We start from the raw sequence: 23,539 nt of genomic DNA on the forward strand, positions 1-23,539 counted from the left end.
ATGCGATCGTCGGCAGCGTCAGATGTGTATAAGAGACAGGTATTGGAACGAGTACGGCAACGCCAGCCGCCAACTTCGCACCGTGTCCGCGCCAGGAGCCGTGGATTGCAACACTGTCCCCGGCGCCATATGCGACGGCACCAACTTCCTAATGCAATGCGTGGCTTACGGTTCCGACGACTGGATCACATGCACTGGCGGCCGCAGTGCACGTGTTTACCTCTACTAATCTGCCGCCAAGTGTCGCCGCATCGAGACGTCTTCGTTGGAATCGTTAGACCCGTGTTGGTTGGATGCTGATGTTGACATCAAGACCCATTCGCTATCTGCAGTTCGTCCGACCCCGTACGCGATTTAAAGTCGGTTGTCGCAGAGCGCTATTCACTTGCCGATTCTGATCTGGGCAGGCCGAGCCGCGCGCTTTTCCGATGACTACAGTCCGGCGACCGACGCAAGTACCGGTATTGGCACGACGCTTCCGCTAGAAGCAGCTGTAAAAGGCGCGGTTGAACTGACCGACGCTGCTGGAGCTGGAAGTGAACACCCCAGATCGCCCGGAAATTGTCAAATCCGTCTCCTGATTTGGGTTGAAATCGCACGTCCGCGCGAGCGCTTAATTGATCCACAGGTCAGCGAACTTTCGAACCGTGCTTAGGGTAGGTAAAGTTACGGCGTGCGTTCTCACCGGATAGGTCGCTGCGTCGGGCTCGGGGCCTCTGCACTGGTCACCGCGTCTGGCCTGCTGTTGTCCCCCGCCGCGGCGCCCATCGCCTCCGCCTTCGACTGCCCGGACGTCGAGGTCATCTTCGCCCGCGGCACCAACGAGCCGGCCGGCCTGGGCCGCGTCGGCGACGCGTTGGTGGACTCGCTGCGCCAGCAGACCAGCCTGAACATCCTGCCCTACGGGGTGAACTACGCCGCCAGCAAGCTGCAGCTGCACGGCGGCGACGGCGCCAACGACACCATCGACCGCGTCAAGAAGAGCGTGGAGACCTGCCCGAACACCAAGATCGTGCTGGGCGGCTACTCGCAGGGCGCGTCGGTGATGGACATCGTGGCCGGCGTCCCGATCGGCGGCATCAGCTGGGGCAACAAGCTGCCCGCGCAGTACGCCAACAACATCGCGGCCGTCGTCACGTTCGGTGACGTGGCCGACCGCGCCGGCGGCACGCTGCCCAGCCAGAGCGCGCTGCTGGGCTCGAAGGCCGCCGACTATTGCAACCCCAACGACCCGATCTGCCACGCCGGGGCCGGTAACGAGTGGAGCGGGCACACCGAGGGCTACGTCCCCGTGTACACCACCCAGGCCGCGGCGTTCGTCGCCCAGAAACTGGCCGGCTCGAGCCCGTCCAGCCCCGCGTTCGGGCCGCCGCTGGGCCCCGTTCCGAACCAGCCCGGCGGCACGCCGTCACCGGTGTACGGCCAGAACCCGCCCGGGTCGGCGCCGTCGATCCACGGCGGAACCGACCCGGCGCCCGCGCCGGCCGCGCCGGCCGCGCCGACCACGGTGACTCCGCAAGCTCCTCTCGTCTGAATCGTTACCGGCACGAGACCAACGCGCCCCTAACATCGTGGGGTGCGGCTCATTCCATTGACGCTAGGCGCCGGGCTGCTCGCGGGCGCCGCGATAGTGGTTGCTCCCCAACTGCTTCCGCAGGCCTTCGCCTCGTGCCCCGGCGTTGAGGTGGTGTTCGCCCGCGGAACCGACGAACCGCCCGGCGTCGGCAAGGTCGGCGGGGCGTTCGTGAACTCGCTGCGCCAGCAGACCGGCAAAAGCGTTGGCTCATATGGGGTGAACTATCCGGCAAACAAGGACTTCCTGGCCGCCGCGGACGGCGCCAACGACGCCAGCAACCACATCCAGCAGATGGCGGGCAACTGCCCCAACACCAAGCTGGTGCTCGGCGGCTACTCGCAGGGGGCCGCCGTCGTCGACATCGTCACGGCCGCACCGTTGCCCGGCCTGGGCTTTCGCCAGCCGCTGCCGGCGGCGGCCGCCGATCACGTCGCCGCCGTCGCCCTGTTCGGGAATCCGTCGAGCCGGGCGGGCCAGCTGATGAGCGCGCTAACCCCGGAATTCGCCGGCAAGACCATCGACCTGTGCAACCCGGGCGACCCGATCTGCTCGGGCGGCACCCGGTGGGCATCGCACCTGAGCTACGTGCCCGGATTGACCAACCAGGCGGCCAATTTCGTCGCGGCCAAGGTTTAGCGACTGCGCAGGTCCCGGGTGACCTGGTTGCGCGCCTCCAGCTGGTCATCGGGCGGATAGTCGACGCTGACCAGCGTCAGCCCGTGCGCCGGCGCGGCCGCGTAGTCACTGGAACGGCTGGTGGCGGTGAGCAATTCACGACACCACGACACCGGGCGGCGGTGCTCGCCCACGGCCAGCAGCGCCCCCACCAACGAGCGCACCATCTGCCAGCAGAACGCGTCGGCGCTGACGTGCGCGGTGATCAGGTCACCGTCGCGCGACCAGTCCAGGCGCTGCAGGTCGCGGATGGTGGTGGCGTTGGGCCGATGACGGCAGAACCCGGCAAAGTCGTGCAACCCCAACAGGTCTCGCGACGCGGCGGCCATCGCGTCCACATCCAGGGGGCGCGGCCACGCGGTGACGTAGCGGGCCCGCTGCGGCTCCACCCCGTAGGGCGCCGTCGACAGCCGGTACACGTAATGACGCCGCAGCGCCGAGAACCGGGCGTCGAAACCCGCTGGAGCGCGGGCGATGTCGAGCACCCGGACATCGGTGGGTAGGAACCGGCCGAGCCGGCGCACCAGCGGCTCGAATTCCGTTTCCCCGACACGCGACGAGCGCGGGTAGGCGTGCGGCAGCGCGGCCGGCGGCACATCCACGTGGGCCACCTGACCGGTGGCGTGTACCCCGGTGTCGGTGCGCCCGGCCGCCCGCAACCGCATCGACGCACGGAAGACCGTCGTCAGCGCCTCGTCGAGCACTCCGGCGACGGTGCGCTGGCCGGACTGGGGTGCCCAGCCCGCGAATTCCGTTCCGTCGTAGGCGATGTTGAGCCGCAGACGGACGGCGTCGCTAACTCTCGTCAGCCTCGTCGTCCGCCTTCTCGGCGGCCTCGGCTTCGGCCCTCGCGGCGACGGCCTTATCGGCCTTCTCCTCGGCCTTGGCCTGGGCTTCGGTGGTCTCGCCGGCTTCGGCTTCCGACGTCTCGGCCGGCTCGGTCACCTCGTCGGCGGTCGGGCCGACGGCTTCCTCGGGCTCGACCGCCGCCTGAGGCGCCGCCGCGGCCGCGACGGGCGCGTCAGACTTCTTGGAAGACTTCGCCCGGCGCGCCCGGTCGGCCTCCGAGGTCACCGTCTTCTCCAGCACCAGCTGAATCACGGCCATCGGGGCGTTGTCGCCCTTGCGCGGTTCCACCTTGATGATGCGGGTGTATCCGCCGTTGCGGTCGGCGAAGAACGGCCCGATCTCGTCGAACAGCTTGTGCACGACGTCCTTGTCGCGGATCTTCTTCAGCACCTCGCGACGATTGTGCAGCGTGCCCTTTTTCGCATGCGTGATCAGCTTCTCCGCATACGGCCGCAGCGCCCGCGCCTTCGGCTCGGTCGTCTTGATCTGGTTGTGCTCGAAGAGCGATGTCGCCAGGTTGGCCAACAGGGCCTTCTGGTGGGAAGACGACCCGCCGAGACGGGGGCCCTTGGTGGGCTTGGGCATTGCACTATCTCCTCATTGGGGGCCGGCCCCCGTATCAGGTAGGGCCGGGACGGAATTCTTTACAGCTGTTCGGTTTCCGCGTAGTCCTGGTCGTCGTAGGCGCCCTCGGTGGACCAGGTGCCCGTGGCCACGTCGTAGCCCGCGACCTGCGACGGGTCGAAGCTCGGCGGGCTGTCCTTGAGCGACAGGCCCAGCTGGTGCAGCTTGACCTTCACCTCGTCGATGGACTTCTGACCGAAGTTGCGGATGTCGAGCAGGTCGGACTCGGTGCGGCTCACCAGCTCGCCGACGGTGTGCACGCCCTCGCGCTTGAGGCAGTTGTACGACCGCACCGTCAGGTCCAGGTCGTCGATCGGCAGCGCGAACGAGGCGATGTGGTCGGCCTCGGCCGGCGACGGCCCGATCTCGATGCCCTCGGCCTCGACATTGAGTTCGCGTGCCAGGCCGAACAATTCGACCAGGGTCTTACCGGCCGATGCCAGCGCGTCGCGCGGGGTGATCGAACTCTTGGTCTCGACGTCCAGGATCAGCTTGTCGAAGTCGGTGCGCTGCTCGACACGGGTGGCGTCGACTTTGTAGGTCACCTTGAGCACCGGCGAGTAGATGGAATCGACCGGGATGCGGCCGATTTCGGCGCCGGAGGCCCGGTTCTGCACGGCCGGGACGTAACCGCGGCCACGCTCGACGACGAGCTCGACCTCGAGCTTGCCCTTGTCGTTCAGCGTCGCGATGTGCATGTCGGGGTTGTGCACCGTGACACCGGCGGGCGGGACGATGTCACCCGCGGTGACCGCACCCGGGCCCTGCTTGCGCAGGTACATGGTGACCGGCTCGTCCTCCTCGGAGGACACGACCAGGCTCTTGAGGTTCAGGATGATCGCGGTGACGTCTTCCTTCACCCCGGCGACGGTGGTGAACTCGTGCAGCACGCCGTCGATGCGGATGCTGGTGACGGCCGCGCCGGGAATCGACGACAGCAGCGTCCGGCGCAGCGAATTGCCCAGGGTGTAACCGAATCCGGGCTCCAGGGGCTCGATGACGAACTGCGAGCGGCTGTCGGTGAGGACTTCCTCCGACAGTGTGGGTCGCTGAGAGATCAGCATGGTGTTTCTTCTTCTCCTTCTCGGCACCCGCTATTTGATGCCGTTCAGACCTGCACCGGGTTCGGTGCAGGGTGCTCTTACTTCGAGTAGAACTCGACGATCAGCTGCTCGGCGAGCGGCACGTCGATCTGCGCCCGCTCGGGCAGCTGGTGGATCAGGATGCGCTGACGCTCCCCCACCACCTGCAGCCAGCTCGGGATCGGGCGGTCGCCCGCCGTCTCCCGCGCGATCTGGAACGGCACCGTGTTCAGCGAGCCGTCCCGCACATCGATGATGTCGTACTGCGACACCCGGTAGCTGGGGACGTTCACGTGCACGCCGTTGACGCTGAAGTGGCCGTGGCTGACCAGCTGGCGGGCCATCCGGCGCGTGCGGGCCAGCCCGGCGCGGTACACGACGTTGTCCAGTCGGCTTTCCAGGATCTTGAGCAGCTCCTCACCCGTCTTGCCGGACTGCCGGGAAGCCTCTTCGTAGTAGCGGCGGAACTGCTTCTCCATGACGCCGTAGGTGAAGCGGGCCTTCTGCTTCTCCTGCAGCTGCTGCAGGTATTCGCTCTCCTTGATCCGCGCGCGGCCGTGCTGACCCGGCGGGTAGGGGCGCTTCTCGAAGGCCTGGTCGCCACCGATGAGGTCGGTGCGCAGCCGGCGCGACTTGCGGGTGATGGGTCCGGTGTAACGAGCCATGATTGTTTCCTAGACCCTTCTGCGCTTGGGCGGACGGCAGCCGTTGTGGGGCTGCGGGGTGACGTCGGAGATCGCGCCTACCTCGAGGCCCGCGGCCTGCAGCGAGCGGATCGCCGTCTCCCGGCCCGAGCCCGGGCCCTTGACGAACACGTCGACCTTCTTCACGCCGTGCTCCTGCGCCTTGCGCGCGGCGTTCTCGGCGGCGAGCTGCGCGGCGAATGGGGTCGATTTCCGCGAACCCTTGAAGCCGACGTGGCCCGACGACGCCCAGGCGATGACGTTGCCCTGCGGATCGGTGATGCTCACGATCGTGTTGTTGAACGTGCTCTTGATGTGCGCGGCACCGTGCGGGATGTTCTTCTTTTCCCGCTTGCGGGTCTTCTGCCCCTTCTTGGGCGCAGAGGATGCCTTCTTGGCTGGTGGCATGGGCGATTACCTGGCCTTCTTCTTGCCGGCGATGGTGCGCTTGGGGCCCTTGCGGGTGCGCGCATTGGTCTTGGTCCGCTGGCCGCGCACCGGCAGTCCGCGGCGGTGCCGCAGGCCCTGGTAGCAGCCGATCTCGATCTTGCGGCGAATGTCGGCCTGCACCTCGCGGCGCAGGTCACCCTCAACCTTGAGGTTCGCTTCGATGTAGTCACGCAAGTGGGTCAGCTGGTCGTCGGTCAGGTCCCTGGTGCGCAGGTCCTTGTCGATCCCCGTAGCTGCCAGGATCTCGTTCGACCGGGTACGGCCGACGCCGAAGATGTAAGTCAGCGCGATCTCCATCCGCTTGTCACGCGGCAGATCGACGCCTACTAGTCGAGCCATAGGTGGCGTTTCCTCTTTTTCTCGGCGGAGGTCTTTTCCCAGCCCGTTCCCGCTTTGCGGGGCCCGGCCTCCGTCCGGGCGTGGATGAGCGGCCTATCCGCTCAGTGGTGCTGGGAGGTCTGCATTCAGTTGTGTAGCAAGCGCTTAGCGGCTAGCCCTGGCGCTGCTTGTGGCGCGGATCGGAGCAGATCACCATGACCCGCCCATGCCGACGGATCACCCTGCACTTGTCACAGATTGGCTTGACGCTCGGGTTCACCTTCACGGCTGATCGATCCTGTTCTTTCTCGTTGTCAGATTCGGGCTTACTTGTACCGGTACACGATGCGGCCCCGGGACAGGTCGTAGGGAGACAGCTCCACCACCACCCGGTCCTCGGGCAGGATGCGGATGTAGTGCTGCCGCATCTTGCCGCTGATGTGGGCGAGCACCTTGTGACCGTTCTCCAGCTCAATGCGGAACATCGCATTGGGCAGGGGCTCGACCACGCGGCCCTCGACCTCTATGGCGCCTTCCTTCTTGGCCATAACTTCTCAGAAATCCTCGTCTTTGGTTTCGTATCCTTGTGTGCGCCCATATCGGCGCAGCATTCGCCCGACTAGAAACGTGAGCCAAGGGCAGGAAATTCCAGGAAATTCCTAAGACAGGGCACGCAAAAAGTCGGCGCGGATGACGCACCGTTGTCCCACGATACCTGGTCAGCGCCCTGACCCAAAATCGCTGGCAGCGAAATCCAACCGGCCGATAAACCGCCCTCCTCGACCTGCCGCCAGCGCCCTGACGAGGGCATACTTAACCCCGATGACGAGTCCCGCGAGCCCCGCAACCCCCTCAGTTCAGCCTCGCAAGCCGGTCCTGTTGACCGTCGACGACGATCCTTCGGTTTCCCGCGCGGTCGCCCGCGACCTGCGTCGCCAATACGGCGACCGGCACCGGATCGTGCGCGCCGAGTCGGGCCCCGACGCCCTGGAGACGCTCAAGGAGCTCAAGCTGCGGGGCGAGACGGTCGCTGTGCTGATCGCCGACTACCGGATGCCGCAGATGAGCGGCATCGAATTCCTCGAGCAGGCGATGGACCTGTACCCGGCGGCGCGCCGCGTGCTGCTCACCGCCTACGCCGACACCCACGCCGCCATCGACGCGATCAACGTCGTCGACCTGGACCACTACCTACTCAAGCCGTGGGATCCGCCGCAGGAGAAGTTCTACCCCGTCGTCGACGCGCTGCTGGACGCCTGGCGCGCGGCGCCCGAACACCCCATCCCGCACACCAAGGTGATTGGGCACCGCTGGTCGGAGCGGTCGTGGCAGGTGCGCGACTTTCTGGCCCGCAACGGGCTGCACTACTCGTGGTTCATGGCCGACGACCCCGACGGCGAGCGGTTGCTCAAGGCCGCCGGCGAGGACGGCCTGCGGCTGCCCATCGTCGTCACCGAACGCGGCGACACCCTGATCGAGCCCACCGACGCGCAGCTGGCCGACACCCTGGGACTGACCACCACGCCGTCGCAGGAGTTCTACGACCTGATCGTCATCGGCGGCGGGCCGGCGGGCCTGGCCGCCGCCGTGTACGGCGCCTCGGAGGGGCTGCGCACGGTCCTCATCGAACGCACCGCGACGGGCGGCCAGGCGGGTCAGAGCTCACGCATCGAGAACTACCTGGGCTTCCCCGACGGGGTGTCGGGCGGCCAGCTAGCCGACCGGGCCCGCAGGCAGGCCGAGAAGTTCGGCGCCGAACTCATCACCGCCCGCACCGCCACGGCGCTCGAGGTCAACGGCCCCAAGCGCACCGTGCGGTTCGCCGACGGCGGTTCGGTCGACGCGCACGCCGTCATCCTGGCCACCGGCGTCGCCTACCGCCAGCTCCCGGCGGAGGGCTGCGGCGAGCTGACCGGCCGCGGCGTCTACTACGGGGCCGCCGTCTCCATCGCGTCGGAATGCGCGGGCGAGGAGGTCTACGTCGTCGGCGGGGCCAACTCCGCCGGCCAGGCCGCGATGTACCTGTCCCGGGAGGCCAAGTCGGTGACCATCGTGGTTCGCGCGCCGTCGCTGGACGCCTCGATGTCCTACTACCTCATCCAGCAGATCCGGCAACGACCCAACATCACGGTGCGCACCTGCACCGAGGTGCGCCGCGCCGTCGGGGACGACCACCTGGAGCGGCTGACCCTGGTCGACAACCGGACCGGGGACACCGAGGACGTCACCTGCGCCCGCATGTTCATCTTCATCGGCGCCGCGCCGCGCACCGAGTGGCTGGACGGGGTGCTCGCCCGCGACAACCACGGCTTCGTGCTCACGGGGCCGGACCTGCGCAACGTTTGCGGCTGGACGTTGGACCGCCCGCCCCACCACCTCGAGACGAGCGTGCCGGGCGTGTTCGCCACCGGCGACGTGCGGGCCGAGTCCGCCAAGCGCGTCGCGGCCGCCGTCGGCGAGGGATCGATGGCCGTGATGCTGGTGCACCGCTACCTGGCGGAATCGTGACCGCCAAGACGCCGTGCGAGCCCGACGAGCTGCGCAGCCTGTTCCTGTTCGAAGCGCTCACCGACGAGCAGCTGGCGGTGTTGTGCGCCAACGGGCACATCGAGAACTACGAACCGGGCCCGATCTGCGTCGAGGGCGAGCCGGCGACCTGCTTCTACGTCCTCATCGAGGGCGAGCTGACGATGTCCAAGCTCTCCGGCGGCCAGGACATCGAAACCAACCGCACCTCGCAGCGCGGCGTGTATTGCGGAGCGTGGCGGGCGTTCACCGGCGGGAAGCAGAAGAGCTACGACGCCTCGGTGCACGTGACCAAGCCGTCGCGGTTCTTCGTGATGGACGCGCCGGTGTTCGCCCGGTTCATGAAGGACCAGTTCCCGATGGCGGTCCACCTGCTCGACGGCATCGCCGTCGGCACCGACCGGACCCGCCGGATCATCGACAACCGGGAGAAGCTGCTGGCGCTGGGCCGGCTGTCGGCCGGGCTGACGCATCAGCTGAACAACCCCGCGGCGGCCATCGCCCGTGCGGCGGCCGACCTGCGCGGCCGGGTCGCCGGCATGCGGGGCAAGCTGGCGATGCTCGCCGACGGCACGGTCAGTCCCGAGGCGCTCAGCGCGCTGGTCCACCTGCAGCAGGAGGTGGCCGAGCAGGTCGCCAAGTCGGCGTCGGAGCACCTGAGCGCCATGGAAACCGCCGACCGCGAGGACGCCGTCGGCGACTGGTTGGAAGACCACGGCGTCGAGGGCGGGTGGGACATCGCGCCGACCTTCGTCGAAGGCGGCATCGACACCGACTGGCTGGAGCGGATTTCCACGGTCAGTGAGGAACTCGCGTCGACCTCGTTGGAGGAGGCGATCCGGTGGATCAACTACACCATCGAGAGCGAGCTGCTGATGAACCAGGTTTTGGAAGCGAGCAAACGGATTTCGGCGTTGGTCGCCGACGCCAAGCAGTACTCGCAGCTTGATCGGGCCCCGTTCCAGGTGGCCAATGTGCACGAGTTGCTGCGCAGCACGCTGGTGATGTTCGCCGACCGGTTGACCAAGGACGCGAGCAAGGAGGCCGGCAAGCATCCCGTGATCACCGTGGCCAAGGACTTCGACCAATCGCTTCCCGAAATCCCTTGTTACCCAGGCGATCTCAATCAGGTGTGGACCAACGTCATCGACAACGCGATCGCCGCGATGCGCGACACCGGCGGCACGCTGACCATCCGCACCTGCCGGGAGGGCGAGAACATGGCCCGCGTCGAGATCTGCGATACCGGGCCCGGGGTGCCCGAGGACGTGCGCGAGCACATCTTCGAGCCGTTCTTTACTACCAAACCGTTCGGCGAGGGCACCGGCCTCGGACTGGATCTGGCCTTCAACATCGTCGTCAAGAAGCATCGCGGGGATCTGCGCGTGGAATCGACGCCCGGCGATACCCGGTTCATCGTGCTGCTGCCGCTCGAGACGCCGCCGCCCGCGGAGGTAGACCTTCCGGAATAGCCGCACCACGCCCCCGGTTGGGAACAACCATGACCGATGCAGCGAGCAAGCCCAACCTCGGCCGGTTCGGATCGTTCGGACGCGGCGTGACGCCACAACAAGCCAAAGACATCGAATCCCTGGGCTACGGGGCCGTGTGGGTGGGCGGTTCGCCGCCGGCCGAGCTGGCCTGGGTGGAGCCCATCCTCGAAGCGACGACCACCCTGCAGGTGGCCACCGGCATCGTCAACATCTGGACGGCGGCGGCCAAGCCGGTGGCGGAGTCGTTCCACCGCATCGACAAGGCCTACCCCGGCCGCTTCCTGCTGGGCATCGGGGTCGGCCATCCCGAGGCGCACACCGAGTACCGCAAGCCCTACGACGCGCTCGCCGAGTACCTGCAGCAGCTGGACGACTACGGGGTGCCCGCCAACCGCCGGGTGGTGGCCGCCCTGGGCCCGCGCGTCCTCAAGCTGTCGGCCGAGCGCGCCGCCGGGGCGCACCCGTACCTCACCACGCCCGAGCACACCGCTCAGGCGCGCCAGTTGATCGGCCCGTCGGCGTTCCTGGCGCCCGAACACAAGGCGGTGCTGACCACCGACCCAGAGAAGGCCCGTGCGGTAGGTCGCAGGGCGCTCGACATCTATTTCCAGCTCGCCAACTACCGCAACAGCTGGAAGCGGCTCGGTTTCACCGACGAGGAGGTCACCAAGCCGGGCAGCGACCGCCTGGTCGACGCGGTGGTGGCCTACGGCACCCCCGACGCGATCGCGGCAAGGCTGAAAGAGCACCTCGATGCGGGCGCCGACCACGTGCCCGTGCAGGTCCTGACGAAGGATGAAAACCTGGTTGCGGCTCTGGCCGAATTGGCCGGGCCGCTCGGCCTGAGCTAGCAGACGACGCACGAGGGGGACGTAGATGACCGAGCCAGTAGCACTCAAACCCGACCTGGGCCGGTTCGGCGTGTGGCTGCCCACCCGCTCCATCACCCCCGAACTGGCGGCGCGGATCGAGTCGCTGGGTTACGGCGCCGCCTGGATCGGCGGTTCACCGGATGCCGAGCTGTCGTGGGTGGAACCGGCCCTGGAGCGGACGACGTCGCTGCAACTGGCCACCGGGATCGTCAACATCTGGACCGCGCCGGCCCCGGCCGTCGCCGAGTCCTTCAAGCGCATCGAAAACGCCCATCCCGGAAGGTTTTTGCTCGGAGTCGGGGTGGGACACCCCGAGCACACCAAGGAGTACGTCAAGCCGTACGACGCACTGGCCTGCTACCTCGACGAGCTCGACGCGGCGGTGGTGCCCACCAGCCGCCGGGTGCTCGCGGCGCTCGGGCCGCGCGTGCTGCGGCTGGCCGCGCAGCGCAGCGCCGGTGCGCACCCATACCTGACTACCCCGGAACACACGGCCAAGGCGCGCGAACTGATCGGGAACTCCGTGTTCCTCGCGCCCGAACACAAGGTGGTGCTCACCACCGACGCGGACGAAGCCCGCGCCGTCGGCCGCAGGTATGCCGACTTCTACCTCGACCTGAGTAACTATGTGAACAACTGGCTGCGCACAGGCTTCAGCGAGGCCGATGTCCGCAAGCCGGGCAGCGACAAGCTCATCGACGCGGTGGTGGCGTACGGCACCGTCGAGGCCATTGCGCAACGCCTCAACGAACACATCGACGCCGGCGCCGACCACGTGGCGGTCCAAGTGCTCGACGCGGCCGGCGACGACGAGGTGATTCGCGTGCTGAGTGAATTGGCCGGGCCGCTGGGGCTGACTGACGCAAGCTGACCGACTCGCTCGGTTAGGGTTTGGGCATGCGGTTACTGGTCACCGGCGGCGCTGGCTTCATCGGCGCGAATTTCGTGCACAGCACGGTCCGGGAGCACCCGGAAGATTCCGTGACGGTGCTCGACGCCTTGACCTACGCCGGCCGGCGGGAGTCGCTGGCCGGCGTCGAGGACGCCGTCCGGCTGGTGGTGGGCGACATCTGCGACGCCGAGCTGGTCTCCCGGCTGGTCGCCGAGTCCGACGCGGTAGTGCACTTCGCCGCGGAGAGCCACGTGGACAACGCGTTGGACGACCCGGGGCCGTTCCTGCACACCAATGTCGTCGGGACGTTCACCATCCTAGAAGCGGTGCGGCGCCACGGCGTGCGGCTGCACCACATTTCGACCGACGAGGTCTACGGCGACCTCGAGCTCGACGACCCCCACCGATTCACCGAGTCGACGCCGTACAACCCGTCCAGCCCGTACTCGGCCACCAAGGCCGGCGCCGACATGCTGGTGCGGGCCTGGGTGCGGTCCTACGGCGTGCGCGCGACGATCTCGAACTGCTCCAACAATTACGGGCCGTATCAGCACGTCGAGAAGTTCATTCCGCGCCAGATCACCAATGTGCTCACCGGCCGGCGGTGCAAGCTGTACGGCAGCGGCGCCAATGTCCGCGACTGGATCCACGTCGACGACCACAACAGCGCCGTGCGACGGATCCTGGAAAAGGGCGAAATCGGCCGCACGTACCTGATCAGCTCCGAGGGCGAGCGCGACAACCTGAGTGTGCTGCGCACGCTGCTGAAGATGATGGGGCACGAACCCGATGACTTCGACCACGTGACCGACCGCGTCGGTCACGACCTGCGCTATGCCATCGACCCGTCGATGTTGTACGACGAACTTTGTTGGGCCCCAAAGCATACCGATTTTGAAGAGGGATTGAGCGCCACCATCGACTGGTATCGTGCCAACGAATCATGGTGGCGCCCTTTGAAGGACGCTGCGGAAGCCCGTTACGAGGAGCGTGGTCAGTAGATGAAGGTTCGCGAACTCGACATCCCCGGCGCCTGGGAGATCACCCCCACCATTCGCGGTGATTCCCGTGGATTGTTCTTCGAATGGCTCACCGACCGGGGGTTCACCGAGTTCGCCGGTCACCGCTTGGATGTTCGGCAAGCGAACTGTTCGGTTTCGTCGGCCGGTGTGTTGCGCGGCCTGCACTTCGCCCAGCTGCCGCCAAGCCAGGCCAAATATGTGACCTGCGTGCGCGGCTCGGTTTTCGACGTCGTGGTGGACATCCGCGAGGGTTCGCCGACGTTCGGGCAGTGGGACTCGGTATTGCTCGACGACCAGGACCGCAGGACGATTTACCTTTCCGAAGGCCTGGCGCACGGCTTCCTTGCCCTCCAGGATGATTCGACGGTGATGTACCTGTGCTCCGCCGAATACAACCCGCAGCGCGAACACACCATTTGCGCGACCGATCCGGCGATCGGGGTCGACTGGCCGCCGGTGAATGGGGCTGCCCCCAGCCTGTCCGACCGCGACGCTGCCGCGCCCAGCTTGGACGAAGTCCGCGGCGCTGGGCTTTTGCCCAGCTGGAACGAGACGCAGAAGTTCATCGACGGGATGCGCAGCAAATAATCGGCGTCGTTAGGCCATCGAGCCTTTTGAGTCGAAACCGCCCTGCGCGGCGAGGTCGTTGAACGATCTGGAAACCTGAATTCCCTCAATTCGCCGTCGGTGACGATTACGATGGCCCTGGTAGCGAGGTATGGCCGGCGGATGGGGGTTGATGAAACTAGGGCGCGCATTCGATCCGCGGAGCAATGCGCTGAATGCATGGCGGCTAGTGATGGCGGCCGAAGTGATCGTGTGCCACTCCTGGGGGATGACGGGGCGCGTCCCGTCGCTGCGGCCGGCTTATCAGTTGCTTCTTAACGTAGGCGTCGATGGGTTCTTTGCGATTTCGGGATTCCTCATCACCGCTAGTTGGCTCGCCAACCCGCGACTCCGTGAGTTTCTCGGCGCGCGGGCCCTTCGCATCCTTCCCGGGTTTTACGTGTGCCTGCTGGTGACGGCCTTCGTCATCGCCCCGATCGGCGTGGCAATGCAAGGTGGCTCTGGTACGAAGCTGATAACCTCCGGCGCGTCGTTGGAGTTCGTCTTGAAAAACAGCGCGGTGGCGCTGGTCAAGTTCGATATTGGCGGCACGCCGCACGGCATTCCGGCCGGGGGTGCCTGGAATGGATCGCTGTGGTCCCTCATCTGGGAAGTGATGTGCTACCTCGTAGTGGCCGTGATCGGCGTGGTAGGACTCGCCAACCGCCGTTGGATTTCCCCGGCGATATTTGTAGCGGCTCTACTCGGGACCGTCTCCTTGCCGACGATCTCGCTCCCCGAAGGCACGGCTGATCACCAGCAAGGCGGCACGGCCATCGCGCTAATATATCTGGCCGCAAGGGCGGCGATCATGTTCTCGGCGGGCGCATTCCTGTACCAGTGGCGAGATGTGGTCCCCGCTCGGTGGTCACTCGTCGCCGTGAGCGTGGTTATCGTTGCAGCGTCAAGCGTCCTCCCTAACTACCGGATGGTCGCCGCGATCCCGCTTGCCTACGCGGTCATCGTTTCGGGGGCGCTGATCCACAGCCGGCGCCTTCGATTGCGTACGGATCTGTCCTATGGCGTCTACATCTACGCGAGCCCGATGCAGCAGCTGCTGGCCATGAACGGGCTTATCTGGCTTACTCCGTTGGCTTTCGCCGCCCTGTCCATGGCGGTGACGTTGCCGCTTGCCGCGCTGAGCTGGTTCCTGGTGGAGAAGCCAGCACAAGCGTTGAAACATCGATTCAAACGAAAGGGGTTGGCCGCCTCCGACGTCGCCGAAAGTAGCAGCTGTGGCGACCCAGTCGTCGTCACAGACCGGCCGGCCGTCCATGCTGATGCTCTACCACCGCGCCCGTTGGCGCCCGAGGTACTCAGCCCCCAACTGGATGCACCACCCACCAATGGCTTTCGCCCCTGCCCAGAGCAGCTGGAGATCCCGACGGTCCCCAACAACGTCGTCGTACGATTGCGTCCGAATCGCACGGCGACTGGCGGACTCGGATGAAACTCGGGCACGCACTCGATCGATGAATCACGCCGACTGGCGAGCTCCCCCAGCCGCGCAGTCGCCAGACCCCCGCGGCGTGTGGCGCAGGGCCGCCAGCCCTGCTCTGAAAAGGTCAGACCCGCAACCGGTCTAGATCGACCGGACCCCAATCCAGCAGCTGCCGGTCATCGGCGGCCTCAAATGGCTAAATCCGTTCGCGTCTTCGTCGTTGCGACGGCAGCGACCCTGCCGCTGGCCGCGGCAAGCTGGTTTTGGTCGACAACCCAGCGCGGTCTCTCAAACGTCGTCTCAAGCGGAAGTCGACCGCCCCCCGAGAGCAGACAACGCAAACGGTGCTCGTGCTGCCCACCGAGGTTCGAGGTACCGCGCTTCCTCCGGAATTCCGGGGCACCGCCTAGTCACGGCCGATACGATGGCGCCGACGGCGCTGGGTATAAGACGACAGGCGGAGGCGGATGAAGCTCGGACTGGTATTCGATCCGCGGAACAACGCGCTGAACGCATTCCGGTTGGCGCTGGCGGCAGAGGTGATGCTGTTCCACTCCTGGCCGATCACGGGCCGTACGCCGCCCGCGGCGATACTCCAGCTGTTCTTCTCGGTGGGTGTCGACGGGTTCTTTGCGATCTCCGGATTTCTCATTACCGCCAGCTGGCTCAACGACCCACGAGTCCGCGACTATCTCGTCGCTCGAGCCCTTCGCATCCTCCCCGGGTTCTACGTCTGCTTAATCGTGACCGCGTTCGTCATCGCCCCGATAAGTGTGGCGATTCAAGGTGGCTCGGGCGCCAAGCTGCTCCTGTCCAGCGACGCGATCGAGTACGTCTGGAAAAACGCCGCGGTCGCCTACCTTCATCAGAATGTCGGTGCCACACCGAGCGGGATCCCGGATGCGGGCCAATGGAATGCTTCTCTGTGGTCCCTGGTCTGGGAATTGATGTGCTACCTGGTTGTCGCTGTCATCGGCGTCATCGGACTCGCCAATCGCCGTTGGGTGTCCCCTGCAATTTTGGTCCTGGCGGTGCTTGGGGCGTTGTTATTGCCGCCGCTGACATTTCCCGGGGTATGGACTATCCCGCAGTTGGCTGTGCGATCCGCGATCATGTTTGCCGCCGGCGCGGTCCTTTATCAGTGGCGAGACGTGATTCCCGCCCGGTGGTCACTGGTTGCGGTCAGCGTGGTGATCGTCCTGGCGGCAGGTCTACTGCCCGATTACCGCGTGGTGGCTGCCCTTCCGCTGGCTTATGCCGTCATCGTGTCGGGTGCCTTGATCCACAACCAGCGCCTGAGATTACGCACGGATCTGTCCTACGGCGTCTACATTTACGCCTACCCGATGCAGCAGTTGCTGGCGATCTGTGGGCTTATCTGGCTGAATCCGATTGTGTTTTTCCTCGTTTCGGCGCTGGGTACCCTGCCTCTGGCGGCGCTGAGCTGGTATTCGGTCGAGAAGCCGGCGCAGAATCTGAGGTCTCGTCTCAAGCGGAAGTGGTCTGTCCGCGACCTTGCTGAAGTTGGCGAACTCCCCGACCCCGCGCAGTCGCCAGATCCCCCGCCCACAGCAGCACCGTCAACACCTCCGCGGTCACACTGATCGCGGCATGGGGTGCGGGCTGCCAGCCCTGCTCCGAGAAGCCCATAACCCCAATCGTTCTCGATAGGCCGAACGCGATCAGCGAGCCACCCGCCACGGCCGCGCCGGCCCAGCGGAGCCAGCCGGGACCGCCCAGGAGGATCAGCAGGGCTATGGCGAACGACGCACTGGCCTGAACCAGGAAGGCGGCGCCGATATCCGGGATGTGTCGGTAGCCGTGCACATAGAGGTAGGCGTGGCTGGCGGCGCTGACCGCCAGTGACGCGGCCAGCCCGATGCGAAGCAGAAGAGTCATTGCAGCGCCTGCTCTTTCAACGCCAGGGTGGCCTCGCCCCGGGTGTAAGTGACCTCGCGGATGCCGAGGGCATCGCGGAGCTTGCCGGCGGGCAGGGTGACCGGCTTGGGCGCCGGCCCGTCACCCGGCCGCGGCAGCGGGTACGCGGTCGTCGTCCCGCTGTAGAACGTCACGTTGCCTTCCGTCTTGGAAAACAATTGGTGCACATGCCCATTGAGGCAGGTGACCGACGAGAACCGGCGCAGGTAGCTCAGCGCCTGGGCCGCGTCGTCGGTGCCCCAGCCCCAGTTGGGGTACATCGCGAACAACGGGATGTGGCTGAACACGATGATGGGGGTATCGCTCGACAGCCGCGCGACGTCCTTCTCGACGAACTCCAACTGGTCGGCCCCCAAATGTCCGAGCTTGTGCAGGTTCAGCGTGTTGACCAGTGCGATCACGTGCACGCCTGCGGTGTCGAAGCTGTACCAGCCGTCGCCGACGGATCCCGCACCGAAGGCGCTTCGATACTTCTGGCCCGCGTCGTCGACCGAGTCGTGCTCCCCGGGCACGGTGAACACATGCGGCGCCTTCAGGGCAGTCATCATCTGCTTCACCTGGTCGAACTGTTCGGGGCTGGACAGGTGCGTCAGGTCGCCGGTGTGCACGACGAAATCCGGTGTGTAGCCGAGATTGTTGACCTGATCGATCGCATGGCCGAACGTGCCGGCGACGTCCGGGTTGGGCGCCCCGGTGAATCCGATGTGGCTGTCGCTGATCTGGGCGAACCGCAGGGTGGGCCGGGCGTGCGCGTGCTCTGCCGCCGCGGTACCCGCTACATGCGAAATCACTTCGCCGCCAACCACGGCGAAGCCCACCGCCGCCCCGAACCACGCCGTGTGTCGCATCAGCTGGCGGCGACTCATGTTCGGGTTCATCGCGTCACCACCACGCTCCCGCGCATCATCGGATGGATGGAGCAGACGTAGTCGAAAGTTCCGGCGTCGGAGAAGGTGTGGGTGAAAGTCGCCCCCGTCCCCATCCCGGGCGAGTGGAACGAACCGTCGGATGCGGCCACCGTATGCGGTTCTTCGTCGCGGTTGGTCCACGTGACGGTGGTGCCCACGGGGACGGTCAGGGTGGCCGGCGCGAACGCGAACCCGTCGATGTTGACCTGGTTGCCGCTGACCGGCGCCGCCGGTGGGGTCAACGACATGGAGCCCATGGGCATGCTGGTACCGGCACCGGTAGCGGTGCCGGTGGCCGGTCGCGAGGCCGAGCAACCCGCCAGGAGGACTGCGGCGGCCACGGCGACCGCCGAATGTTTTCGAAGCATCATGCCCAGGAATAGGGCGGCGGGTTACACCACTCAGGCGGGCTGGTCGGGACGCGCGGGCGCGAACACCTCGATGACGCCGTCGATCTCACGAACCAGCAACGCCGGCAACGGCTTCGGGGCGATCGGCAGTTGGTGGGTGAGCACCTGCCCGGTGGGCGAGAACGACGTCGAGTGGCAGGGGCAGCGCAGCGTGTCGTCGGGCGCATCGAACCACAGCCGGCACCCTTGGTGGGTGCATACCCCGGAGACGGCCTGCGGCTTACCGTCGACGCGGCGGACGAATCCGCTCACCGAACCCAGGTCGAACGGATGCATGACCCCGTCGGGTACCTGCGAACTGGCCGCCACCCGCTGCCATGTCCCGGCGTTGGGCGTGAGCGGCGCGTTGTCGGCGGCGGGAACCCCGCCGGGGTGGCCGGCGATAACGGCTCGGTCGATGGACACCGCGGTGACCGCGGCGGCCGCCGCGGCCGACGTGCCGACGATGACCTGGCGGCGGGTGCTGCTGTGCTTTTGCGCCGCTTGGGGTCGCGCGTCGGACATCTGCTCGGCGAGGCGACCATGCAGCTCGTCGAGGAATTCCGGGCGCGGGGCCTCGCCCCGGCGCCCGGCCGCGCGCAATTCGATCGCCGTGCGCAGCTGCGCCGCCTCGAAATCGTCGGGGGCGAACGGCCTGGGCCGCCTGCCCCGCAACAGGTCGTCGACGTAGCGGCGCAGCCCTCGCGCGTTCATGGTGAGCCCCCATCGTTGACCTGCGCCGCCAACCGCAGCGCGCGATGCTGGAGCACCTTGGCGTTGGCGACGCTGACCCCGAGTTCCGCGGCGGAATCCTTGATCGAATGCCCTTGCAGGAAGCGTAATTCCAGGATATGCCGGTAGCGGTCCGGCAGGTTGTCCAGAACCCGGGCGACACGCTGCGGCGCGGTGCTGATCGCTTCCTCGCTTTCCGGTGGTTGTTCGATGTCGTCGATCGAGGTTATCTCCCGGCCCAGGGTCTCCCGCCAATGCGCGGCCAGCACCGTTCGCGCGGTGACCCGCAGGTAGGCGCGCACCTCGCCGACGCTCGCGGTCAGCCGCAGCGGCCGCAGCGCGGCGAGGAAGACCTCGGCGGTGAGGTCCTCGGCGTCGGCCCGGTTGCCGACCCGGGCGAACAGCGTGCGGTAGACCCAGGACGCGTTGTCCTGGTATACCGCTTCCCAGTCCGGATAGCCGTCGTCAAGGCCGCTGTCGGGCACTGCCCGCAGCGGTCGTTTGACGGGTTCGCTTTGTGCCGCCACGTGCCTCCTCTACCCGATGAATATCGAGCCGGGTTACACCGGTTATCACGGTGCGGCAAGTGAGGTTTGTTCACTGAGCAGCTGGTCGAGTTTGGTGGCGGTGGCCGAGAACACCGACTTGGCGATGCTCAGCAGCCGGTCGCGCACGCGGGGCTTCGCCGAAGCCGGCGGCAGCAGATGACCGACCAGATGACCGAACAGGTCCAGGCGCGCCGCGGACAGCCAGGCGGTCAGGTCCGGATCGTCGAGCCAGCGCAGCTGATTGCTGTAATCCGCCAGCGCCAATCGCAACCAGTCGACATCGGTGTCCGGGTGGGGCAACGGCACGCACAGCCCGTTCTTCACCCGGTCGTCGGCGTACGCGGCTTCGACGTGGGCGATCAGCGCGGCGCTGAAGATCTGCTGGCATCCGCGCACGCTTTGCAGCGTGATCCGGCCGGCGTCGAAAATGGGTGTTGCCGGCCGCTTTTCGGCACCGTCGGCGGTGCAGTCGATTAACAGGGCGTCGCCGTCGCGCGCCACCGTGCCGTCCTCGAGGACCATCTGGTCCGCGTCGATGCGCAGCAGGTGCCCCTTGCGCACCACGTCGCCGATGCGTCGCAGCTGTTCGAGTTCGGCCCGGGTGACGGTCGCGCAGCGATACATCGTCGGCCGGATCGCCGGATCGATCCGCAGCACGCTGCCGGCGTCCTCGAGCCGGGTGAACAAATCATCGACCGACGCGGCGTCGTTGATCGCGCGCAGCTGCGCGATGAAGCCGGCTTTGATCTTCTCGGCGAACAGCGGTCCCGGCTGCATCGTCGCGCGATCCAGCAGCCAGGAGTCGCGGGGCATGATCCAGGTCAGCCGGTGCGGCGCGATGCCCTGGCCGAGGAGCCACAGGCAGGTGTCGATGCCGGTCTTGCCCGCGCCGACGATCACGTAACGCTCGTGCGCACCCAGTTTCGGCAGGTCGTTGGGCGGCACGCAGGTGATGCCGGGCGCGACGGCGTAGGGCGCCGGCCGCATTGCAGGCACCGTGACGTGCATGTAGGTGGCGTCGACGATGCGGCGCGCCACGCTGACGGTGTGGTCGGCTCCCTCGAGCGTGGTGAAGCGGCCTTTACCGTCGTACTGGCCGCGGTATTCGCTCATCGGGAAGTAGGAGACCCGGCCGCTCGCCAATAGCTGTCGGCGCATCACATGGTCGTAGTAGGCGCACACCTCCGCGGCGGTCGCCAACTCGTAAAGCCCTTGGTTCCAACCGAATTGGTCGATGGAGTCGCTGCCGAGGCGCAGCGAATTGACGCCGTAGAACGCCGAGGGCTGGTGCAGCCGCACGAACGGGTAGGCCATGTTCCAGTGCCCGCCCGGCTGGTGGTTGCGGTCCACCAGCACCACGCGGGCGTCCGTTTCGGACACCAGCGTGTCGACGAACGCCATGCCCATGGCGCCTGCGCCGACCACCAGGTAGTCGGCCTCAATGGTGTGCATTACGGGATAAAGGCTAACCCGGCCGGCGCGGAGCTGGTGGCGGTTATGCCGCTCGGGCCTCGATAACGCTGAGGGGCGAAGCGGTTTGCACCACCCGCGTCACCTGGAATCCGCCTCGACTGAGCAGGTCTCGGTATTCGATGGCGGTGCGTTCGCGGGCCCCCAAGTTCAGCAGCATCTCCAAGTCCACCCATTTGCCCGGGAAGTCCCGATCGTGGTTGGGGATGACCAATTCGACCAGCAACACGGTGGCTCGGGGGCCGGCTGCCCGATGAACGTTCCGCAGGATCTGGACCGCTTTCTCGTCGGGCCAGTCGTGGATGATGTTCTTGAGAATGTACGCGTCACCACCGCCCGGAACGCTATCGAAAAAAGACCCCTCCGCGACGCAGACACGGTCGGCAACGTTATACTTGCGCAACACCTTCGGGGCATCCACGACCACCCCCGGCAGGTCATAAAGGACACCCCGCGACGCCGGCGCGCCCGCCAGGATGACGGCCAGCAGCGTGCCGTGCCCACCGCCCACGTCGACGATTGTGGGGTAAACGCCGAAGTCGTAACCGGCGCCAACCGGCCCGTCTGTCAGCTCCGAAACGCTCGTCATCGTCCGGTTGAAGAGTTTGGCAAGCTCGGGGTACCGGTCGAAGTAGTCGAAACTGGTCTTGCCGCGCAACGCCGGGACGACCGAACTCCCGGTGCGGATCGAGTCGACCAACAGGGTCCAGCGTTCGCGCTGTTCGGCCGACCCGTAGAACTGCGCCGCCCAAGTCATCGAGATCGGCGCGTCCGAACGCAGGGTACCGGCAAGGGAATTCAGCTCATAGCGCCCGTCACGGCGATGACGGAAGATGCCCTTACCGATCAATGCCCGCAGCAGCCGGCCCAGCGCGTCGGCGTCGGCGCCCACCCGGGCGGCCAGCTGCTCGATCGGCAGCGGGCCGTCGGCCAGGGCATCGGCGACTCCTAGTTGGGCCGCCACGGTGATCGCCTGCGATGTCCAGGTGGCAACGATCATCTCCATCATCGCCGCCGGCGCAGGTGTCAGCCTTTGATGGAGCCGATACAGGTAGTGGCGAATCCACTCGACTGCGCGGGCCAACTTGGCGGGTGGCACCTTGGTGGTGGCCGATATCGGGTTAGTCATTGGCATCGACCAGATGGGTGTGCGTCGCGGCGCAGAGGTCTCGGCTGATCTCCGCGGACATCCTGCGGTGACTCACCGAACGAAGAAACGTTGTCAGCACCCAAGTCATCAACCGGCCCGGGATCATCGCCGCCGGCCTGAGGGCGGCCTCGCTGCGGGACACTTGCAGCGTGGTCACCCAGGAGACGGCCTTGACCTTGCGCCGCCTGGTGTCCTCGTACCAGCGCAGCGCGCCCCTGAGATCACGTTGGCCGCGGCACATGCCGTCGCCACTCGTTGCGAAACGCGAAAGCGCCTTGCATAGCACCATCGTGTCGAGCAGGGCCTGATTGGTCCCCTGCGCCAGGGTAGGCGGCATTGTGTGGGCGGCATCGCCAAGCAACGTCGCGGTCCCTCGGCTCGAGCGCGGGATCCGATGCCGGAAGTGCGGGAACGGCGAGCGGGCCAGATCCTCATCGGTCAAAGTCGCGAGTACCCGGTCGGCCGAGTCGGACCAGCCTTCGAAGTGAGACCGGATCATGTCGATCGGGCAGCGCGGCCTGACGAAGTCCGGCGACCACGGCAAGTCGAACCACCACTGCACGTCCGATCCTCCCGCGGGCCACAGGCCGATGCTGCCGTGCTCGCCGATAATCATGTGTGCGACTTGCTTGTCGGTGACGTGGGGAAGGGTGACCAGCCCCTGCCAGCTGCACCAGCCGGTCGGTTCCGCCGGCGGCGCGCCGAGGATGCCGCGCACCATCGAATGCAGACCATCGGCACCGATCAACAGATCTCCTTCGGCCGACCCGCCGTCTTCGAACTCGAGCGAAACTCCGCCTTCCCGGTCAACGACCCCGGTCGCCCGCGCATTGCACCGAATGCGTTCGGACGGAAAGCCTTCCAGCAGCCGCTCCAGCAGGACTCGACGTGGAACCATCCGAACCGGTGCCCCCAGCCGGTCCACGATCGACGTCAAATCCACGGTGGTGACCCGACGACCCGCGGCTGTCATGACCCGCAGGGTGGACAGCGACTGACCGGCCCCCTCCATATCGACCCCCAGCTGCCCCAAAACGGTCGAGCCATTGGACCAGATGGTTACCGCACCGCCGCCCGCCTGCACGTCCGGCCGACGTTCGAAGACGGTGACGTCATGCCCATCCCGCAACAATCCGCGGGCGATGGAAATGCCGCCCACACCGGCGCCGACAACGAGGATCCGAAGGGGCCGTGCCGACGTCGCGTCGGGCACCGGCCTCAGCTTCGCAGAATTACCCACTTCAGTCCTCTGCGCGCCGTTCATACGACCATAGCCCGAGTCGCGTCTGCGGGTG

Annotated in this window: 24 protein-coding genes and 4 pseudogenes; 12 read left to right on the forward strand and 16 right to left on the reverse strand. The window is 66.6% G+C overall.

Features of this window, described 5'->3' with window-relative positions; genetic code table 11:
* The 3 genes and pseudogenes from A5781_RS26105 to A5781_RS07675 all read left to right on the forward strand — a co-directional run.
* Positions 1–229: pseudogene (locus tag A5781_RS26105) on the forward strand (hypothetical protein); the annotation flags it as partial.
* Positions 230–673: 444 nt separating this feature from the next.
* Positions 674–1,534 carry a cutinase family protein gene (locus A5781_RS07670; protein ID WP_067203470.1) on the forward strand — a complete coding sequence of 287 codons (861 nt, stop codon included), beginning with the start codon at positions 674–676 and terminating at the stop codon, positions 1,532–1,534.
* 57 nt (positions 1,535–1,591) lie between these two features.
* Positions 1,592–2,212: a cutinase family protein gene (locus A5781_RS07675; RefSeq protein ID WP_067203573.1), complete on the forward strand. Its 621-nt coding sequence runs from the start codon at positions 1,592–1,594 to the stop codon at positions 2,210–2,212.
* Here the strand turns inward: A5781_RS07675 and truA are convergent.
* From truA to infA, 8 genes are all read right to left on the reverse strand, one after another.
* A complete protein-coding gene (gene truA / locus A5781_RS07680; RefSeq protein ID WP_156624460.1) occupies positions 2,209–3,060 on the reverse strand; it encodes a tRNA pseudouridine(38-40) synthase TruA in 852 nt (283 codons plus the stop codon). The genes A5781_RS07675 and truA overlap by 4 nt on opposite strands.
* Positions 3,047–3,685, reverse strand: a complete 639-nt coding sequence (gene rplQ / locus A5781_RS07685; protein WP_067203472.1) for a 50S ribosomal protein L17 — start codon at positions 3,683–3,685, stop codon at positions 3,047–3,049. The genes truA and rplQ overlap by 14 nt, the downstream gene beginning before the upstream one ends.
* Positions 3,686–3,744: 59 nt before the next feature.
* Complete coding sequence (locus A5781_RS07690; RefSeq protein ID WP_067203475.1) at positions 3,745–4,788, reverse strand: DNA-directed RNA polymerase subunit alpha; 1,044 nt, start codon at positions 4,786–4,788, stop codon at positions 3,745–3,747.
* Positions 4,789–4,865: 77 nt separating this feature from the next.
* Complete coding sequence (gene rpsD, locus A5781_RS07695; RefSeq protein WP_067203477.1) at positions 4,866–5,471, reverse strand: 30S ribosomal protein S4; 606 nt, start codon at positions 5,469–5,471, stop codon at positions 4,866–4,868.
* A 9-nt stretch (positions 5,472–5,480) separates the two neighbouring features.
* The gene (gene rpsK / locus A5781_RS07700) at positions 5,481–5,897 is read right to left on the reverse strand and encodes a 30S ribosomal protein S11 (RefSeq protein WP_067203479.1); all 417 of its coding nucleotides are present in this window, start codon (positions 5,895–5,897) and stop codon (positions 5,481–5,483) included.
* 6 nt (positions 5,898–5,903) lie between these two features.
* Positions 5,904–6,278: a 30S ribosomal protein S13 gene (gene rpsM / locus A5781_RS07705; RefSeq protein WP_007167900.1), complete on the reverse strand. Its 375-nt coding sequence runs from the start codon at positions 6,276–6,278 to the stop codon at positions 5,904–5,906.
* Positions 6,279–6,429: 151 nt separating this feature from the next.
* Positions 6,430–6,543, reverse strand: coding sequence for a 50S ribosomal protein L36 (rpmJ, locus tag A5781_RS24875; protein ID WP_003879483.1), 114 nt, complete (start codon positions 6,541–6,543; stop codon positions 6,430–6,432).
* 40 nt (positions 6,544–6,583) lie between these two features.
* Positions 6,584–6,805 (reverse strand): translation initiation factor IF-1, encoded by a 222-nt coding sequence (gene infA / locus A5781_RS07710; RefSeq protein WP_046182346.1) that lies wholly within the window; start codon positions 6,803–6,805, stop codon positions 6,584–6,586.
* Between the two features lie 274 nt (positions 6,806–7,079).
* Between infA and A5781_RS07715 the strand changes: the two genes are divergently transcribed.
* The 9 genes and pseudogenes from A5781_RS07715 (at position 7,080) to A5781_RS07750 (ending at position 16,713) form a co-directional block, all read left to right on the forward strand.
* Entirely contained in the window at positions 7,080–8,765 is a 1,686-nt protein-coding gene (locus A5781_RS07715; RefSeq protein WP_067203481.1) for an FAD-dependent oxidoreductase, read from the forward strand.
* Between the two features lie 182 nt (positions 8,766–8,947).
* Positions 8,948–9,073, forward strand: a pseudogene (locus tag A5781_RS26530) (hypothetical protein); the annotation flags it as partial.
* A gap of 840 nt (positions 9,074–9,913) precedes the next feature.
* Positions 9,914–10,255, forward strand: a pseudogene (locus A5781_RS26535) (sensor histidine kinase); the annotation flags it as partial.
* Positions 10,256–10,284: 29 nt separating this feature from the next.
* Positions 10,285–11,127, forward strand: coding sequence for an LLM class F420-dependent oxidoreductase (locus A5781_RS07725; protein ID WP_067203485.1), 843 nt, complete (start codon positions 10,285–10,287; stop codon positions 11,125–11,127).
* Positions 11,128–11,152: 25 nt separating this feature from the next.
* Positions 11,153–12,019, forward strand: a complete 867-nt coding sequence (locus A5781_RS07730; RefSeq protein ID WP_067203487.1) for an LLM class F420-dependent oxidoreductase — start codon at positions 11,153–11,155, stop codon at positions 12,017–12,019.
* A gap of 26 nt (positions 12,020–12,045) precedes the next feature.
* Complete coding sequence (gene rfbB, locus A5781_RS07735) at positions 12,046–13,041, forward strand: dTDP-glucose 4,6-dehydratase (protein ID WP_067203489.1); 996 nt, start codon at positions 12,046–12,048, stop codon at positions 13,039–13,041.
* Positions 13,042–13,650 (forward strand): dTDP-4-dehydrorhamnose 3,5-epimerase, encoded by a 609-nt coding sequence (rfbC, locus tag A5781_RS07740; RefSeq protein WP_067203491.1) that lies wholly within the window; start codon positions 13,042–13,044, stop codon positions 13,648–13,650.
* A 151-nt stretch (positions 13,651–13,801) separates the two neighbouring features.
* Positions 13,802–14,890, forward strand: a pseudogene (locus A5781_RS07745) (acyltransferase family protein); the annotation flags it as partial.
* 686 nt (positions 14,891–15,576) lie between these two features.
* Positions 15,577–16,713, forward strand: a complete 1,137-nt coding sequence (locus tag A5781_RS07750) for an acyltransferase (RefSeq protein WP_082939255.1) — start codon at positions 15,577–15,579, stop codon at positions 16,711–16,713.
* Here A5781_RS07750 and A5781_RS24880 read toward each other — a convergent pair.
* The 8 genes from A5781_RS24880 to A5781_RS07785 are packed head-to-tail and all read right to left on the reverse strand — an operon-like array spanning position 16,598 to position 23,484.
* Entirely contained in the window at positions 16,598–17,008 is a 411-nt protein-coding gene (locus tag A5781_RS24880; RefSeq protein ID WP_156624462.1) for a hypothetical protein, read from the reverse strand. The two genes, A5781_RS07750 and A5781_RS24880, sit on opposite strands and share 116 nt — an antisense overlap.
* Complete coding sequence (locus A5781_RS07755) at positions 17,005–17,925, reverse strand: metallophosphoesterase (protein WP_067203496.1); 921 nt, start codon at positions 17,923–17,925, stop codon at positions 17,005–17,007. Before A5781_RS07755 ends, A5781_RS24880 begins: the two co-directional genes overlap by 4 nt.
* Positions 17,922–18,326: a cupredoxin family copper-binding protein gene (locus A5781_RS07760; protein ID WP_067203497.1), complete on the reverse strand. Its 405-nt coding sequence runs from the start codon at positions 18,324–18,326 to the stop codon at positions 17,922–17,924. The genes A5781_RS07755 and A5781_RS07760 overlap by 4 nt, the downstream gene beginning before the upstream one ends.
* Before the next feature lie 30 nt (positions 18,327–18,356).
* Positions 18,357–19,058 carry a Rieske (2Fe-2S) protein gene (locus A5781_RS07765; RefSeq protein WP_067203498.1) on the reverse strand — a complete coding sequence of 234 codons (702 nt, stop codon included), beginning with the start codon at positions 19,056–19,058 and terminating at the stop codon, positions 18,357–18,359.
* Positions 19,055–19,603 carry an RNA polymerase sigma factor gene (locus tag A5781_RS07770; protein ID WP_067203500.1) on the reverse strand — a complete coding sequence of 183 codons (549 nt, stop codon included), beginning with the start codon at positions 19,601–19,603 and terminating at the stop codon, positions 19,055–19,057. Before A5781_RS07770 ends, A5781_RS07765 begins: the two co-directional genes overlap by 4 nt.
* 45 nt (positions 19,604–19,648) lie before the next feature.
* Complete coding sequence (locus A5781_RS07775) at positions 19,649–21,076, reverse strand: NAD(P)-binding protein (RefSeq protein WP_067203502.1); 1,428 nt, start codon at positions 21,074–21,076, stop codon at positions 19,649–19,651.
* 43 nt (positions 21,077–21,119) lie between these two features.
* On the reverse strand, positions 21,120–22,223 hold the full coding sequence (locus A5781_RS07780) for a methyltransferase (protein WP_067203504.1): 1,104 nt from the start codon (positions 22,221–22,223) through the stop codon (positions 21,120–21,122).
* Positions 22,216–23,484, reverse strand: coding sequence for an NAD(P)/FAD-dependent oxidoreductase (locus tag A5781_RS07785; protein WP_231990661.1), 1,269 nt, complete (start codon positions 23,482–23,484; stop codon positions 22,216–22,218). Before A5781_RS07785 ends, A5781_RS07780 begins: the two co-directional genes overlap by 8 nt.
* Positions 23,485–23,539: the final 55 nt, after the last annotated feature.

Origin of the sequence: Mycobacterium sp. 852002-30065_SCH5024008, assembly GCF_001665645.1 — a bacterium.
Taxonomy (GTDB): Bacteria; Actinomycetota; Actinomycetes; order Mycobacteriales; family Mycobacteriaceae; genus Mycobacterium; species Mycobacterium paraffinicum.